14 protein-coding genes and 2 tRNA genes are annotated in these 15,489 nt (G+C 71.0%); 7 read left to right on the plus strand and 9 right to left on the minus strand.

Annotation, left to right across the window (positions count from 1 at the left end; genetic code table 11):
• Positions 1-256 precede the first annotated feature (256 nt).
• The 3 genes from IW256_RS31100 to IW256_RS31110 form a co-directional block, all read right to left on the minus strand.
• The gene (locus IW256_RS31100) at positions 257-568 is read right to left on the minus strand and encodes a hypothetical protein (protein WP_197014338.1); all 312 of its coding nucleotides are present in this window, start codon (positions 566-568) and stop codon (positions 257-259) included.
• 153 nt (positions 569-721) lie between these two features.
• Positions 722-814: transfer RNA gene (locus tag IW256_RS31105), tRNA-Ser, on the minus strand.
• Positions 815-919: 105 nt separating this feature from the next.
• On the minus strand, positions 920-1,348 hold the full coding sequence (locus IW256_RS31110; RefSeq protein WP_197014339.1) for a hypothetical protein: 429 nt from the start codon (positions 1,346-1,348) through the stop codon (positions 920-922).
• A gap of 230 nt (positions 1,349-1,578) precedes the next feature.
• On the opposite strand from IW256_RS31110, the gene IW256_RS31115 reads away from it, so the two are divergent.
• Positions 1,579-1,651 (plus strand) — tRNA-Arg (locus tag IW256_RS31115).
• Positions 1,652-1,991: 340 nt separating this feature from the next.
• Here the strand turns inward: IW256_RS31115 and IW256_RS31120 are convergent.
• Complete coding sequence (locus IW256_RS31120; protein ID WP_197014340.1) at positions 1,992-2,534, minus strand: hypothetical protein; 543 nt, start codon at positions 2,532-2,534, stop codon at positions 1,992-1,994.
• Between the two features lie 186 nt (positions 2,535-2,720).
• On the minus strand, positions 2,721-4,535 hold the full coding sequence (locus IW256_RS31125; protein WP_307829237.1) for an ABC transporter permease: 1,815 nt from the start codon (positions 4,533-4,535) through the stop codon (positions 2,721-2,723).
• A 263-nt stretch (positions 4,536-4,798) separates the two neighbouring features.
• Between IW256_RS31125 and IW256_RS31130 the strand changes: the two genes are divergently transcribed.
• Positions 4,799-5,356, plus strand: coding sequence for a hypothetical protein (locus IW256_RS31130; protein ID WP_197014341.1), 558 nt, complete (start codon positions 4,799-4,801; stop codon positions 5,354-5,356).
• 49 nt (positions 5,357-5,405) lie between these two features.
• On the opposite strand, the gene IW256_RS31135 is transcribed toward IW256_RS31130, so the two are convergent.
• A complete protein-coding gene (locus tag IW256_RS31135; RefSeq protein WP_197014342.1) occupies positions 5,406-5,720 on the minus strand; it encodes a hypothetical protein in 315 nt (104 codons plus the stop codon).
• Positions 5,721-6,124: 404 nt separating this feature from the next.
• On the opposite strand from IW256_RS31135, the gene IW256_RS31140 reads away from it, so the two are divergent.
• The 3 genes from IW256_RS31140 to IW256_RS31150 all read left to right on the plus strand — a co-directional run bounded on the left by IW256_RS31140 (position 6,125) and on the right by IW256_RS31150 (position 9,394).
• Positions 6,125-7,504 (plus strand): FAD-binding oxidoreductase, encoded by a 1,380-nt coding sequence (locus tag IW256_RS31140; RefSeq protein WP_197014343.1) that lies wholly within the window; start codon positions 6,125-6,127, stop codon positions 7,502-7,504.
• A 235-nt stretch (positions 7,505-7,739) separates the two neighbouring features.
• Entirely contained in the window at positions 7,740-8,078 is a 339-nt protein-coding gene (locus tag IW256_RS31145) for a YciI family protein (protein WP_231404006.1), read from the plus strand.
• Between the two features lie 2 nt (positions 8,079-8,080).
• Entirely contained in the window at positions 8,081-9,394 is a 1,314-nt protein-coding gene (locus IW256_RS31150) for an RNA polymerase sigma factor (RefSeq protein WP_197014345.1), read from the plus strand.
• Positions 9,395-9,693: 299 nt separating this feature from the next.
• On the opposite strand, the gene IW256_RS31155 is transcribed toward IW256_RS31150, so the two are convergent.
• Positions 9,694-10,386: a hypothetical protein gene (locus IW256_RS31155; RefSeq protein WP_197014346.1), complete on the minus strand. Its 693-nt coding sequence runs from the start codon at positions 10,384-10,386 to the stop codon at positions 9,694-9,696.
• Positions 10,387-10,530: 144 nt separating this feature from the next.
• Between IW256_RS31155 and IW256_RS31160 the strand changes: the two genes are divergently transcribed.
• Positions 10,531-11,184 (plus strand): class I SAM-dependent methyltransferase, encoded by a 654-nt coding sequence (locus IW256_RS31160; protein WP_197014347.1) that lies wholly within the window; start codon positions 10,531-10,533, stop codon positions 11,182-11,184.
• A gap of 123 nt (positions 11,185-11,307) precedes the next feature.
• Here IW256_RS31160 and IW256_RS31165 read toward each other — a convergent pair whose 3' ends face one another.
• Together IW256_RS31165 and IW256_RS41640 are read right to left on the minus strand one after the other, a co-directional pair.
• Positions 11,308-11,895 carry a hypothetical protein gene (locus IW256_RS31165; protein ID WP_197014348.1) on the minus strand — a complete coding sequence of 196 codons (588 nt, stop codon included), beginning with the start codon at positions 11,893-11,895 and terminating at the stop codon, positions 11,308-11,310.
• Positions 11,896-12,082: 187 nt separating this feature from the next.
• On the minus strand, positions 12,083-14,344 hold the full coding sequence (locus IW256_RS41640) for a MinD/ParA family ATP-binding protein (RefSeq protein WP_307829238.1): 2,262 nt from the start codon (positions 14,342-14,344) through the stop codon (positions 12,083-12,085).
• Between the two features lie 178 nt (positions 14,345-14,522).
• Between IW256_RS41640 and IW256_RS31175 the strand changes: the two genes are divergently transcribed.
• On the plus strand, positions 14,523-15,479 hold the full coding sequence (locus IW256_RS31175; RefSeq protein WP_197014349.1) for an NAD(P)H-quinone oxidoreductase: 957 nt from the start codon (positions 14,523-14,525) through the stop codon (positions 15,477-15,479).
• Positions 15,480-15,489: the final 10 nt, after the last annotated feature.

A 15,489-nucleotide genomic window follows, 5' to 3' on the forward strand; every position in this document is an offset into this window, starting at 1 on the left:
CCCCGCTGGCTGTACTCGGCGCATTTGGCCTGATGAGGAAGGCCCCGGAGCGGCTACCCGTTCGAGCCGCCCGTCCATGATGGCGAACAGCGTCGCTCCCTCGCGGTAGAGCACAGCGACCGGGCCGTCCGGCCGGGCCGTCGCGGGACCGACCGCGCTGTCCGCCGCCAGCCCCTCCTGCAGGATCCGCTCGTGGAAGTCGGTCCGGCCCGGCGCCAGCTCGTGGGCCGGCACCTCGTCGGGACCTTCCGTCCCGTCAGCAGGTAGTGGACGATCGCGCCGACCGCATAGGCGTCGGTCGCCATGGTGGATTCCTCGCGGCTCTCCGGCGCGCCGAACCCCGGAGCGCGATCGTGGTGCGGGAGAGCTCGGCGAACCGCATGAACGTGAAGTCGATCTGCGACACCAGGCCGTACGGCCCGACCATGACGTTGCCCGGCGAGACGTCACCGTGGATGCGCCCGAGGTCGTGCAGGCCGTCCACGATGCGGCACAGCTCGGCGATGACGTTCGGCAGCTCGCCCGGCCCCGCCAAGTCCCGCCACCTGCGCAGGTCGCTTCCGTCCACCCCATCCGCTTCGAGGCTCTGACCTGGGCTCGGTGACGTCGCCACGGCATCTCGTGCTCACCACGTGCTATCCAGGGCCAGCAAAACGGGCATCTGGAACGCGACAGGGACTTCGTCCAAGATCTCAATCTCGAACGAAGTCCCTGGTCAGAGTGGCGGAGGATCGGGGATTTGAACCCCGGATGGGCGGTAAACCCAAACCGCATTAGCAGTGCGGCGCCATAGACCGGACTAGGCGAATCCTCCAGTAGCCATCAGGCTCACGTCAGGGTACCGGTCAGCGGGCCAACCGGCAAAGTGCGAGCGGGACGTGGCGGAGGCCCTGCGCGGCGCCGGGCCTCCGCCGTCCGATCAGTTGCCCGAGTAGCCACAGGCGCGGCCGAGCTCGGCGGCGTTCCGGATGAACGAGCTGGTGCTCGATCCCGGCGAGGTGGTGTTCCCCGAGCCGAGGTTGCTCATCATGGTGGCGAGCCCCTCAAGGTCCGTGGCCACCTTCCCTGCCGCGGTCTCGACGTCCCCGCCGGCCTTCTGCCCCTCGCTGCGGATCTTGCTCGCGGTCTCCCGGTAGACCTGGGCGTTGGCGGCGCCACTGGCACCCGGGTTACTCATGTTCGGCGTCGCGATCTTGCTCTGCACGGAGCTCAGCTCGGACCGGATGTTCTTGCACGCGGCGTCCTTGTCGCCACCGGCGAGGGAGCCGAGCGGCCCGCAGGCGGTCGAGGTGAGCAGCGCACCGCCGATGGCGAGGACGCCGACCAGCTTGGCGGGGGACATGCGCATAAGGGGTACTCCTTCAGGGGGTTCACAAGGATGAGGACGGGTCTCGCCCGTCACATCTGTCTCGATCGCCTCTTTGGGCGCACGACGACCACGATCGGTTCCCGTCCCGGCACGCAAAGATCTCGGGCCCCGGCACCCCCTGCGGTGCCCTACACTGGATCACGTTGCCGGGCACGGGGAGCTGCTAGACTCCCGTCCGGCATCGATGTTCTGGCCTCGGCCAGCGCCCAGCAGCCGTAGCTCAATGGATAGAGCATCTGACTACGGATCAGAAGGTTGGGGGTTCGAATCCCTCCGGCTGCGCCCAGCTCAAAGGCCACTTCCCGATCAGGAAGTGGCCTTCTTGCTAACACCCTTGCTAACACGCGCTTCTAAGCGACCCCGCTGACCTTCCTCGTGAAGATGTCCGCCGCCTCCGCCAACTGCTCATTGATCACGTGCGCGTATACCCGCAAGGGTGAACGAGGGATCCGCGTGTCCGAGCCGACCGGCGAGCACGTGAACCGGGACGCCCGCCGGGGAAAGCGTGGTTCGCATGAGTGTGTCGGGGGCCGTGCAGGAGGGCTTGCGGCCCGGTCCGTCCGGCCCGTCCGGTCCCGCCGCCCGGCGGCCGGGAGCAGCAGGGGCGACCACGGTCGGATCCTCAGCAGACTGACCATGCCTCTCTGGGAAGCCAGTGAGAAAGGTCGTCCAACGCTTCAGGGGGTATGAAGACCGGCCGCGTGAGCAAGTGGTCCCCTGCTCGCTGCACATCGATCACGACTCCCAGTGTGTTCGACGCAGGTACGCCCGCGTCCATGTAAGACAGTTCCGTGTAAGGCTCACGGGCCTCGGCGCGGTCGAGCATCCACTGCTCCAACACTGAGGGCGCTCGGCCGACCAGGGCCATGCCGTCCGCGAATACCTGAGGCCCGGTCAGCGCGTCGACCACGACACCGGCCAGCCGTTCCTTCCGGTAGTAGAGCTTCAGCCCAAGCTTCCGGTAGTCGCCCTCGTCGACTATGTGGGCGGCGTCGGGTGCGGGTTGATGCCGCGTGTACTGCTGGTTCTCCGCCGTGGCGCTACTCAGCGCCTGCGAGACCTCGTCGGGGCTCATGTCGAACCGGAGCGGCCCAACGCCTACGAGTGGATCCAGCGTCCAATGTGGCCTCTCCTCGTCCGGCACAACGTTCCACCACTTGAACATGGCCGAGAAGGCTACGCCCCCACGGGGCACTGGTTGGCAGGTCGAGCTATGCGGGAGCACGCCAACACAGGACGAATGCATGAAGCTCGAACGAGCCCCGGTCGTTCATCGGCGGAGCTCTGCGCCGCACCGTCCCGAATGTGGCCGCCGTGGTCGCTGGCTACGCCTGACGCCGCCGCTCCGTACTCAGGGTGCTCCGGTGCTGAGGGTTCGGGCCACGGAACGGCCGGCTGCGATGCGGGCGGGCAAGGCGGTGAGTGCCGCTGTCACCAGGAGCGACACGAGCGCCGCGGTGAACAGCCACCAGGCGGGCGGCATGATCACGTCACCGGACACGAAGACGCCGAGGAAGATGCCGATGACGGCGCCGGGCACGGTGGGCAGGAGCTGCGCGGTGGACAGGCCGGCCGTGATCTGTCCGGGGGTCGCGCCGAGGGTGCGCGCGATGGCCATGGTGGGTCGGGCTTCCAGTGCGGTGGTCCAAGTGATCGTGATGATGTTCACGGCGGCGAGTACGGCCAGCGCGACGGTGACTGCCAGCAGTACGTGGCGTCCTTGCTCGGCCTGCACGTTGCCCAGGTCGGAGGGGCCGAGGCCGTAGCTCCTGACGGGCTGGGCGTAGAGCATCAGCAGGGCCGTGGCGCCGATCAGCGTGATCGCGATGCTCGCCGCGTGGAGGACGGCGCGGCCGGGACGGCGGGCGATCAGGCGCAGCCCGAGCAGCAGCGGGGTCGGCAGCAGCGCTGACAATCCGTTCAGCCGAGCCCGGTGCTTGGGCCGGCGGGCGGTGTCGGCCAGCGCGGTGACGGTCTCGGTGCGCAGGGCCCGTACGGTCGGGCCGAGGGTGGTCAGGACCGCTACGGCCAGGGCGACGACGGTCGTGAAGAAGATGGTGTCGCCGCTCGGGCCGGTGGCGGTGGTGAGCAGGCTCGCTGTGGGATTGACGACGGCGGGCGTGGCGAGCCGCGCGATCGTCAGGCCCAGCGCGTTGGCGAGTAGCGCCAGGGTCAGGTATTCGGCGAACAGGACGGCGGCGATGAGACCGGGGGTGGCGCCGACGGCCTTGAGCAGCCCGACCCGGCGGGTCTGCTTGGCGGCCCGGCCCGCGGCCAGGGTGGCCACGCCGGCGATGGCCAGGAAGCTGAGCAGCCAGCTGCCGACGATCAGGATCGGCTGGCTGAGTCTGAGGATGACCTCGTCCTGCTCGGCCATGAACTGCCAGGTGAAGAGGTTCGTCGGGTACTCGCCGCTGTAGGGACGGCGGGAGGCCACGAACTCCTGGGTGGCGGCGGGGTCCCGCAGTTTCAGGTAGAGCAGGGAGGTCACCGGAAGGTCGGCGGCCACCAGCGCTCGGGTGTCGGTCTTACTCACCCAGACCAGGCCGTTGGGGTCTTCCGGCCCGCCGCCCGGCCCGTTCATCGCCGCCCACGGGTAGATGGTGTGCGCTGTGGTCACGGCGATCCCGACGACGGGGAGCGAACGGCCGGCGAGGGTGACGTGGTCGCCGACCCGGACGCCCAGGGCGGTGGCGAAACCGCGTTCGACCACGACGCCTCCGGGGCGCACCCAGGTGCCCGAGGTCACCAGCGGGCGATCGATCGGGCCCGGCGTCGCGTCGGCGCCCTGCGCCACCGCGCGCGACGTGGAGCCGTGCGCCGTCAGCGTCGTGTAGTACTGGCGGTACGGCCCGCTGTGGGCGGCGACCTCGGGCGCGTGCTCCAACGCCGCCATCGCCGAGGTCGCGGTCCGGCCGCTGCCAGGGGTGAGCGCCACGACGTCCGGTCCGGCCGTGGCCGCGCGGGTCTGCCGGTAGAGGGTGTCGGTCGCCCCTCCCAGGGACATGCCCAGGGCCAATGTGGCGGTGGCGGTGGTGATCGAGACGAGGAGCATCGCGGCCTGGGCGGGATGGCGGCGGACGTCGGCCACGACGAGGCGGAACACCAGCAGGATGCGGCCCATGGCGGTCAGTCCTCCAGCCCGGTTCAGGTCGTCGAGTCGCACGGTGCCGCGCCCTGCCGGCCAGGTCGGCACAACCGCTAACGGTTAGCCATAGATTGTCGTTAACGTACGAGAACGTCAACCGGGGTCGTCGAGCCGGCCGGCGACCAGCGGCTGTCCGGGCCGACCGACGGGTGGCCGCCCCGGAGTCGGGCAGAACGGGTCGCTGCCGTTGCCGTGGGGCGGCTTCCGGTACTCGGGAGACTTGCGTTTCGCCGGAGGGGCCTCGTTCTGGCCCGTGGCCCCATCTCAATACGATGCCCGCCGTGGGAGACGTTCACGAACTCATGATCGCGATGGATCTGCGCGGGGACCTGCCGGACGCCGAGGTCGCCGAGCTGCGCTGGCAGGTGGGCCTTGGCCCGCGGCCCGCTCACGTCGCCGAGCAGACGCTCATCGTCAACGAGGTTCTCGACATGATGCGGGACGGTGGCGAGGAGCCGGTGCAGGACGAGAACGGCGACTGGGTGATCAAGCGCTACCCGGAGCCGGCGTGGTGCGACGGTTCACCGCGCGCGGCCTCGAAGATTCCCGGCGTCGGCTTCTCGTCGTTGGTACGCGAGGGCGGCGCGTCCGGCGAGCGCTGGGCGCTGACCTGCCGCTGGGAGATCCATCCCGACGGGCATGCCGAGGTGGCCGCGCTCCTCGACCGGCTGGCCGAACGGTGCGACGATGCGCGGTTCTTCGGCTACCTGCGCTGGTACGAGCACGCTGAGCCCGACACCATGCTTCGCATCCGGGACGGGAAGGTCGTCACCTACCGCGATGGCGAGTTCGTCTCGCCGATGTGGGGCGACGAGGCCGACGAGATGCCCTTCGCTTGAGGCGGCGAGGGCCTGCCGGAGTTCCGTGGACGCAGGGGGACGGCCCGGTTCAGCCCAGGTCGGAGGAGCCGACCTCTTCGAACATCATCGCGTAGACGGTCAGGACGAGGGAGGCTCCGCCCAGAAGCCAGTGCGGGATCAGCCACCAGCGGCTCACCCACTTGGCCGCCACGGCGACGATCAGTGGCACGACCATGATCCCCCAGGCCAGCAGGGTCAGGAAACCGGTCACGAGGCCGCCGGGGGTGGTGCTGCTGCCGTCGCGGTGATCGGCCATCTCGAAGCCGGCCCAGACCAGAAGGGCCACCAGCGCCGACAGAGCCACGTGGACGGTCAGGTAGAGGGCTTTGAGGGCGGTGCTCATCGGCCCGTGCCCACCCTGGGCGAAACGAAGATCACCTGGCCCAGTATGGCCGAGAGGGGCCGGCCGGTTCCCGCGGTAGGGGTGGACGCCTCGGCTGAACGGTGGGGAGGGCCTTCGCGGGCGCTCCCGAACGTGGATTTCGCCAGCGCGCCACGAGCGGGGGCCGGGTCCTCCACTGAGGGATGTAGCCATTGTTGTCTCCATATAGGTGACATGGTTTGGTTTGACTGGGCTCAGGGCATGGGGCGGGGACATGGCGGCACCTGGCCCGTGCCTCCTTCATAAATGCGGCCTTGAATGCGAGGCAGCGGTCTTCTCGATCTGGAATCTCCCACGGGGCGGGTGAGTGTTCCCTGCCCTGAGGTTTCGACCCTGCGAGCACATGAATATGAGGGGGCGATGGGATGGCGAGGCCCACCATCGAGCAGTTGCGAGAGCAGACGCGAGGCCCGGTCATCACTTCGGACGACGCCGGCTACGAGGACGCCCGCAAGGTCCATAACGCCATGATCGATCGCCGTCCGCGCGCCATCGTCCAATGCGTGGACGCCGGGGACGTCATGGTGGCCGTGGATTTCGCACGGGAGAACGAACTCGACCTGTCCGTTCGCGGGGGATCTCACAGCGTTCCGGGATTCAGCACCAACGACGACGGCGTCGTGATCGACCTCTCGGCGACGATGAGGGGCGTCCGCGTCGACCCGCGCAGCCGGACGGCCCGCGCCGAAGGAGGGTGCGCGTGGGGCGACCTGGACCACGCGACTCATGCGTTCGGCCTCGCCACCACGGGTGGCATCATCTCCACGACGGGCATCGCCGGGCTCACGCTCGGCGGTGGCATCGGCCACCTGAGCCGCGGGTACGGCCTTTCGGCGGACAACCTGATCTCCGCCGATGTCGTCACCGCCGACGGCCGCTTCCTGCAGGCCGATGAGCAGGAGAACGAGGATCTGTTCTGGGCGCTGCGCGGAGGGGGCGGCAATTTCGGCGTGGTGACCTCGTTCGAATACCGCCTGCACCCGGTCAAGGACATCTACGCCGGTCTTTTCTTCTTCCCGCTGGACAGGGCGCGCGACGTACTGGAGTTCTACCGCGACTATATCGTGAAGGCGCCGGAGGAACTGGGCATGTTCCCCGCCTTCCAACTCGCCCCGCCGCTGCCGTTCATACCGGAGTCCGAACACGGTAAGCCGTTCTGCATCGTCGTCGCGTGCTGGGCGGGCCCGCTGGAGCAGGGGGAGAACGCCCTGGCTCCGGTCCGCGAGGTGGCGCCCGTCGTCGCCGAACTCGTCACGCCGATGCCGTACCCGGTGCTCAACAGCGCGTTCGACGAATTGAACCCGCCCGGACTCCAGCATTACTGGAAGGCGTCGTTCGCTTCGGAGCTGACCGACGGCGCGATCGCGGCGCACATCGAGAACGGCCCGCGGGTGCCCGCCGTCAACTCGGTCATGCACATCTATCCGATCAACGGGGCCTGTCACCGCGTCGCGCCGGACGCCACCGCCTTCGCCTACCGGGACGCGACCTTCGCGACCGTGGTCGCCGGCATGTGGCCCGACCCGGCCCAGAACAGCGAGAACATCCAGTGGGTGAGGGACTACCACCGGGCGCTGGAGCCGCACTCGGCACGGGGCGGCTACATCAACTTCATGGCCGGCGACGACACGCACCGGATCCGTGACAACTACAGGGAGAACTATGACCGGCTCGTGTCGGTCAAACGGACGTACGACCCGGACAACCTCTTCCACATGAACCAGAACATCAAGCCGGAGGGCTGAGCCGCGTCAACGGCCGCGGACGGGCCGGGCGGCCGCTTCGCGCCGTCTGCCATGGGTCCACCCGGTGAACCGGCACCCGCATCGGTGCCCTCCATCGACTACGGTGCCGTCCACCAGGCCGTTCATGCGTGTCCAAAGGGAGGCCTCCCGTTCGTAGGTATCTCGTAAGGTGACCGCATCGCGCGTGCGACACCGCGGTCACACCAGCGAGAACCGGAGCCTGACCATGAAATACATGCTGATGATCCAGAGCGCCGCGGCGGACGAGGCCGCCGAGGCGGCCGAGGGGTGCACGGTGGAGGACTGGATCGCCTACGACACCGCCGTCAGGGACGCGGGGATCTGGGTCGCCGGTCATTCGCTCGCGGACCTGACCACGGCGACGACGGTACGCGTCGGGCCGGGCGGCGAACGGACCGTCACGGACGGCCCGTTCGCCGAGACCCGCGAGGTCCTGGGCGGCTACTACGTCATCGACGTGCCCGATCTCGACACCGCGCTCGACTGGGCGGCCCGCTGCCCGGGGGCGCGTGGTGGCGGTTCGGTCGTGGTGCGCCCGGTCGCCGAGTTCTAGACATGGCCGACGCGCGCACCGGGAAGCCCACGGATCGTCCCGGCCCGGAGGGGGTGGAGGCGTCGGTGGAAGCGTCGGTGGAGGCGATCTTCCGGGAGGAGCACGGCCGGTTGCTCGCCTCCCTCGTACGGCGGTTCGGTGATCTCGACCTGGCCGAGGAGGTCGCGTCCGAGGCGATCGAGGCGGCGCTGGTGCACTGGCCTGTCGGTGGCGTGCCGCCCAAGCCGGGCGCCTGGCTGATGACGACGGCCCGGCGCCGGGCGGTGGACCGCCTCCGGCGGGACAAGGCGTACGCCGCGCGGCTGGCGGTCATGCAGGTGGAGGCGGAGCGGGCGGCTCCCGCCCCGGCCGCCGGCGCCGGGGACGAGATGCCCGACGAACGGCTCCAGCTCTTCTTCACCTGCGCCCATCCGGCCCTGCACGCCGACGATCGCGGGGCGCTGATGCTGCGATGCCTGGCGGGACTGACCACGCCCGAGGTCGCGCGGGCCTTCCTGGTGCCGTCGGCGACGATGGGCAAGCGCATCGTGCGGGCCAAGAAGAAGATCCGGGAGGCCCGCATCCCGTTCCGCGTGCCCGACGCGGACGAACTTCCGGAGCGCCTGCCGGGGGTCCTCCAGGTCATCTACTCGATCTTCACCGAGGGGTACGCGGCCAGTTCGGGCCCGCACCTGCAACGGCTCGACCTCGCCGAGGAGGCCATCCGGCTGGCCCGGATCCTGCGCCGCCTGCTGCCGGCCGAACGTGAGCTCGCGGGACTGCTCGCGCTGATGCTGCTGGTCCACGCGCGCCGCGACGCCCGTACCGGGCCGGAGGGCGACCTCGTCCTGCTGGACGAGCAGGACCGCGCCCGGTGGGACCGCGCGATGATCGAGGAGGGCCGGGGGCTGGTGGCGGCGGCGCTGGCCGGCGGCCCGCCGGGGCCGTACGGGGTGCAGGCCGCGATCGCCGCGCTGCACGACGAGGCCGCGGACGTCGCGACGACCGACTGGCCCCAGATCGTGGCGCTCTACGATGTGCTGCTCGCGCTCGCGCCCTCCCCCGTCGTCGAGGTGAACCGGGCCGCGGCGGTGGCGCTGCGCGACGGCCCCGAGGCGGGCCTGGCCCTCCTCGACGCGCTGGCCGGCGAGCCACGGCTACGCGCCTACTCCCCGTACGTGTCGGCGCGCGCGGACCTGCTGCAACGGCTCGGCAGGTTCCCGGAGGCCGCGGCGGCCTACCGCGCGGCGCTCGCCCTGGCCGGCACCGAACCGGAACGCGCCCACCTGCGACGACGCCTCGCCGCCGTCGAGTCGGCGCCCCCGGACCGAGTCTGACGGCCCGGGGGCGGCCTCCCTGATCACGGCGACGTCCTCGGCCCGTTCAGCGGGGCGCGGGCCGGTCGCCGTCCGCACTTCCTGGTCGCGACACCGACTGGTCGCGACACCGGCCGGACTCGACACGGGCTGGTCGCAACACCGGCCGGACGCGTCCGGTGTCGCGACCAGCGTCGTCCTGGCTCCAGGGGCCCGGCCGACTCCCGCTCCCGCGTCCCACCACCGGCCGCCGTCCGCACGGAAATGGATCAGATCACGTCATGCGGTGAGAATTCCCGGCCCGAGCGAAGAGCGTCGGGTCAGAAGTAATAGGGCTCGCAGTCGGTGGCGCTCTGCCCGAAACTGTTGTACGCGAACATGCAGAGTTCGACGTACGAGCCGGTGTCCCCGGCATTGTGGTCGAACGGAGTACTGGTGTTGTATCCACCCGCCCACCGAACGAAGTCGTTACCGAAGGTGCCGCCGCCGTACTTGATGTCCAGGCGCACGCTGCGGCTGTCATTCAGCGTGTCGTAGAGGCGCCCGTAGACCCGGACATCGTTGTTCGAGCAGTTCTTGACGGCGGTGAACTCCACACGGGACACCTTGTCCTTGTGGGTGAAGCTGCCGCCGACCTGGCCACACGCGGCCAGTGCCGGCGTGGCCGTGCCGACGACCACGGCGGACGCCGCCACCGCGGGCACGGCGGCCAGCATGGCGACGCGAGCCCTGACACGCTTCGAGCGAATGTTCACGCGACTCCCTGAACTCGTTCCGCCGAGCTTTCCCAGCCTCAGCGAATGAATGAATACCGGTACGAACATCCAAGCGGGATATTCGTTGGGCGAGAACATGATCACACGGTACGGCGCTGGGCCCCAGGGCCCACGGGCCCAATCATCGATATGCATTTCTCCAGGCCCTGTTAACGCACGCAGGCCATAACCGGTACGCGCCGTAATGACAACGCCGATCGCGGCCGCCATGAGAACGGCCAGGGTCTGGCCGGCCATGGTTGGAACTGCACCGTGTTTTGCTGATCGCGCACTGAATCAGTCGCGCCGGGCTTTAACGGACGACTGATTCCAGCGGTATCTTCAGCCGCACCCGGACGCGACCGTACGGACCCCGCACCGTGCGGGCTAGGGTCGTCGACCGTGATCGAGTCTTCCTCCCTGGACACCACCCGGACGGCCTACGACGCCGTCGCCACCCTCTACGCCGAGCTGTTCCGCGACTCGGTCGAAGGCCACCCGCTGGACCGCGCCCTGGTCACCGCGTTCGCCGAGTTCGTACGAGCCGCGGGCACCGGGCCGGTGGCCGACCTCGGATGCGGCCCCGGCGGCGTCACGGCGCGCCTGGCCTCCCTCGGCGTGACCGCCTTCGGCGTCGACGCGTCGCCGGCGATGATCGAGCTGGCCCGCCAGGAGTACCCGGACCTTCGGTTCGACGAGGGTTCGATGCTCGCGCTGGACATCGCGGACGGCACGCTGGGCGGCGTTCTCGCCTGGTACTCCATCATCCACACGCCTCCGGAGGACCTGCCGGTGATCTTCGCGGAGTTCGCGCGGGTGCTGGCGCCGGGCGGTCACCTGCTCCTCGGGTTCTTCGCGACCGGCGACGACTCGCCGCATCCGGCCGAGCCGTTCGACCACAAGGTCTCCCTCGCCTACCGGCTCTCCATCGACCACGTCGCGGACCTGGCGTCCAGGGCCGGGCTCACGGAGATCGGCCGGCTGCGCCGCGAGCCGGGTGAGAACGAGAGGTTCCAGCACGGCCGTCTCCTCGCCCGCAAGCCGACGGAGCCGTAAGCCTTGCGAAGTCCCGGCCCACGGCGCTCGCCGCCGGCATCACCCCGCCAGGCGGTCAACGTGCTCGCGCGGTGGCCGAGGCCACAGGACGATCCACGCGGTGGCACCTCGGATCACCTGGGGTCACATGGGGCTGCCTGAGGGGGTACGGAGACGTTCCAGGCGCTCCACGCGCTGCACGCGCTGGTCCACGTTCGGGCTGATCAGCCGGATGGGGTGGCCGCGCTTGAGCGGGCTCCTCCGTTCGAAGCCGAAGGCAGCGTCGAGGGTCGGCCGGCCGAACGTCTCCACCACCGCGCGGTCCACGGTGTAGGCGAACCAGCGCATCACCAGGACCACGGCGGGGATCCAGCCGAGGAACAGCAGCAGGACCCCCAGTACGCGGGGAGAGCCGAGGAAGGCGGACATGAGGCCGCCCGCGACCCCGGCGACGAGCACGAGGGGGACGCTCACCAGGATCAGCCGGCGGAGGTAGGCGGGAAAGCACGCGGCGGCGGTCATCACACCGGCGATCATGGCCGACTGCTCGGACGGGGACAGGTCCCCGAACCTGGGATCGACGACCAGTACCCGCCCGCCCCGGCGGCGTCTCACCTGGAGGCCGAAGGGCAGCCAGGAGGGCACCTGCCCGGCGACGGCGCCCGTCGGGTGCCGCAGGCCGAACCTCGCGGCGTGCTCGCGCACCAGCGTGCTGATCTGGTCGATGTCCACGAAAGCATGATTCCAGACGTCGCGGGCCCGCCCCGCCCCGCTGCAGGTGAGGGCCGCTCGGCGTGCGCGGCCGGGACGCGGCCCAGCTGCGGCCCCGCGCCCGCCTCGGCGGCGGGCGCGGGCCGGACTACGCGGACTCCAAGCGCCCCAAGGGCCCAAGGGCTCCGGGGCTCCGGGGCTCCGGCGGTCAGCTCGTCTGGTCGCGCGGCAGGCCGAGGCCGTCGCCGACGACGGCGGCGAGGTTGAGGTACGCCTCGCGCGTCGGCGGCGCGAGGGCTTCCAGCTCGACCTCGGCGCCCTCCTCCAGGTGATCGTCATAGGGGACCCGGACGACGGCGCGGCACCGGCTCTCGAAGTGGGCCTGGAGCTTGTCCAGGTCGACCTGGCTGCGGGTGCGGTTGCGGACCATCGACAGCACCACCACGCCGTTACGGACCAGGTGGCCGTGGTCGTGGGCCTCCAGCCAGTCGAGGGTGGCGCTGGCGGACCGGGCGCCGTCGACGGAGGGCGAGCTGACCAGGACCAGCTGGTCGGCCAGGCTCAGCACACCGGCCATGGCCGAGTGCAGCAGGCCGGTGCCGCAGTCGGTGATGCAGATCGAGTAGTACTGCTCCAGCACGACGGCGACGGCGGAGTAGTCCTCGGCGCTGAACGCCTCGCTGACGGCGGGGTCACGGTCGGAGGCGAGCACTTCGAGGCGCGCGCCGTTCTGCGAGGTGAAGGCCCGGACGTCGGCGTAGCGGTGGATCTGCTCGCGGTTGTTGAGCAGGTCCCGTACGGTCGCGGCGGTCTCCAGCTTCACCTTGTCGGACAGGGTGCCGCGGTCGGGGTTGGCGTCCACCGCGATGACCCGGTCGCCGCGCAGCGAGGCCAGCATGGAGCCCAGGCCGGTCGTGGTGGTGGTCTTGCCCACGCCGCCCTTCAGGGACATGACGGCGACCCGGTGGTGGCCGCCGACGACCGGCTGGCGGGCCCGGGCGACCAGGTCCTTGCGGCGCATCTCCGACTGCGACTCGCCCGGGTGGACGTTGCCGGCGGTGGCCTTGTAGACGGCGCGGCGCCACCCGGAGGACGGCGCGATGCGGCGTTCGCCCAGGAGGTTCTCCGAGCTGAGGCTCTCGGAGGTCTGCGGCTGCGGCGGCTGCTGGGGCTGGTGCTGGTGGGGCTGCTGCGGGTATCCGGGCGGCGCCGGGGCGTAGCCCGCGTGCGGCGGGCCCGGCGGGTAGGCACCGGGCGGGCCGGGCGGCCCGGCGGGCTGCTGGGGCATTCCAGGCCCGTAGCCCTCAGGCGGCGGGCCATAGCCCTCAGGCGGCGGACCGTAACCCTCGGTCGGCGGGCCGTACCCGGGCGGCGGCTGGTTCGGGACGGGCGCGTAGTGCGGGCCGCCGGGCGGCATCCCCATGGGGGAGCCCTCCACCGGCCGCGGCTGCTCTCCCCCGTCGTACTGCGGGCCGGGCTGGGACTCGGGGCGGCCGAACTGCTCCGGCGGGTACGGCGGCAGCTGCTCCAGGGGCGGCGCGCCCTGGACGTTGTTCGGCGGCGGCGCGGCGTCGGCGGGAGGCTGCGGCTCCTCCGAGGTCATGCCCGGGATCAGGTCGGAGGCCGGGGTCGGGGGCGGGGTCTGGGGGCCGGGGCCCTGCCCCTCACCGAACGGCGGCTGCGGTGGCGGCGGGGGCTGGGGCGGCTGCGGCGGCGGCTCGTTGAAGCCGTGCTGGTACGCCGGGCCCTGCGAGGGATCCGGCTGCTGGAACCCTCCCGCGTACGGGGGCGGGAGCATTCCGCCGTCGAACGGCCGGGGCATCGGGCCGCCGTCGTACGTGGGCGCCGCGTACGGGGGCGGAGCATTGAAGTCGTTGTACGCGGGCGGGAAGCCCGGCGGCGGGGGCACCGGACCGTGACCGGGCCCCTCGGCAGGCGGCGAGGGCGGCGGCGGCACGAACCCCTCCTGGGGAGGGGCGCCCTGGAACGGCGGGGGCGCGGCCAGCCACGGGTTCGCCTCGTCGTCCGCGGGAGGCGGGCCGGCGGGCGCGCCCGGCTGCTGATCCAGCGGCGGCGGGACGGGCGGAACGCCCGGACCAGACGGAACGGGCGGAACGGGTGGAACGCCCGGACCAGGCGGAACGGGCGGCGGTCCGGGGTCCGGCAGGTCCTGCCCGGCCCCGGAGAGGGCTCCGGCCTGCGGCTCCTCGGGCACACTGGGCGCACCAGGCGCGCCGGGCGCACCGGGCAGACCGGGGCCGTCCTCCTCGATGATCGTCTCGTCCTCGCCGGCGGAGGCCGGCGGTTCCGCGGACGGCGGTTCCGAAGGGGGGACGGGCGGCTCCGGGGGCTCGGCGGCGGGTGTGGGCGCGGGCGGCACAGACGACGGCCGGGTGGCCTCGCTGTTCATCGCGTCCAGGGACGCCAGACGCTCCTCCAGGGAACGTCCGTCGTGCTCGTTCCTTGCCACCGTCTCTCCCCTCGGCCACGCCTCTAAAGATCGGTTCAGGAGCGGGTCGGCATCGGCCTATCCGCAGGATACCTGTGCGCCAATAACCCGCATCCCGCAAGCGGTTCCGCATGTTCCCGGTTCGTACCGGACCATGGAGGCGGTACGACTCTCCACAGTGCCCGGTAGCGTGAGCCGCATGCATGCGATCGTCATTCGTGAGCCGGGAGACTGCGACGTCCTGACCTGGACCGAGGTCGCCGATCCGGAACCCGGGCCGGGCGAGCTGGTGATCGAGGTCGCGGCGAGCGCGGTCAACCGGGCGGACGTCATGCAGCGGCAGGGAATTTACGACCCGCCGCCGGGCGCCTCCCCCTATCCCGGGCTGGAGGTCTCCGGACGCGTCGCGGCTCTCGGCGAGGGCGTGTCCGGGTGGCGGACCGGCGACGAGGTGTGCGCGCTGCTCGCGGGCGGCGGATACGCCGAGCGGGTCGCGGTTCCCGCCGGCCAGGTGCTGCCCGTCCCCCGCGGGGTCGGCCTGGTCGAAGCGGCCGGGCTCCCCGAGGTGGCCTGCACGGTGTGGTCGAACGTCTTCATGCTCGGCGGCCTCAAGGAGGGCGAGACGTTCCTGGTGCACGGCGGGGGCAGCGGCATCGGCACGATGGCGATCCAGCTGGCCAGGGCACTGGGAGCGCGGGTGCTGTGCACCGTGGGCAGCGAGGAGAAGGCGGCCCGGTGCCGCGAGCTGGGCGCGGAGACGGCGATCAACTACCGCAAGGAGGACTTCGTCGATCACGGCCCGTTCGACGTCGTCCTCGACAACATGGGCGCCAAGTACCTGGACCGCAACGTGCGGTCCCTCGCGACCGGCGGGCGGCTCATGGTGATCGGGCTGCAGGGCGGCACCACGGCCAAGCTCGACCTGGGGCTGCTGCTGCGCAAGCGGGCGGCGGTGCACGCGACGTCGCTGCGGGCCCGTCCGCTGGAGGAGAAGGCGGCGATCGTGGCCGGGGTGCGCGAGCACGTCTGGCCGCTGCTGGAGGCGGGTGAGGTCCGACCGGTCATCGACAGGACGGTGCCCATGGCGGAGGCGGCCCGGGCACATCGGGCCTTGGAGGAGAGCGGTCACGTCGGCAAGATTCTGCTGAACGTGTAAAACGGGAGAC

This window comes from Actinomadura viridis (assembly GCF_015751755.1).
In the GTDB taxonomy this organism is placed as follows: domain Bacteria; phylum Actinomycetota; class Actinomycetes; order Streptosporangiales; family Streptosporangiaceae; genus Spirillospora; species Spirillospora viridis.

Bases quoted from the DNA above. Each gene is read 5' to 3' on its own strand.
- IW256_RS31110 (WP_197014339.1), bottom strand. From the start codon at position 1,348: ATGCGCATGTCCCCCGCCAAGCTGGTCGGCGTCCTCGCCATCGGCGGT.
- IW256_RS31120 (WP_197014340.1), bottom strand. From the start codon at position 2,534: ATGTTCAAGTGGTGGAACGTTGTGCCGGACGAGGAGAGGCCACATTGG.
- IW256_RS31135 (WP_197014342.1), bottom strand. From the start codon at position 5,720: ATGAGCACCGCCCTCAAAGCCCTCTACCTGACCGTCCACGTGGCTCTG.
- IW256_RS31140 (WP_197014343.1), top strand. From the start codon at position 6,125: ATGGCGAGGCCCACCATCGAGCAGTTGCGAGAGCAGACGCGAGGCCCG.
- IW256_RS31145 (WP_231404006.1), top strand. From the start codon at position 7,740: ATGCTGATGATCCAGAGCGCCGCGGCGGACGAGGCCGCCGAGGCGGCC.
- IW256_RS31150 (WP_197014345.1), top strand. From the start codon at position 8,081: ATGGCCGACGCGCGCACCGGGAAGCCCACGGATCGTCCCGGCCCGGAG.
- IW256_RS31155 (WP_197014346.1), bottom strand. From the start codon at position 10,386: ATGGCCGGCCAGACCCTGGCCGTTCTCATGGCGGCCGCGATCGGCGTT.
- IW256_RS31175 (WP_197014349.1), top strand. From the start codon at position 14,523: ATGCATGCGATCGTCATTCGTGAGCCGGGAGACTGCGACGTCCTGACC.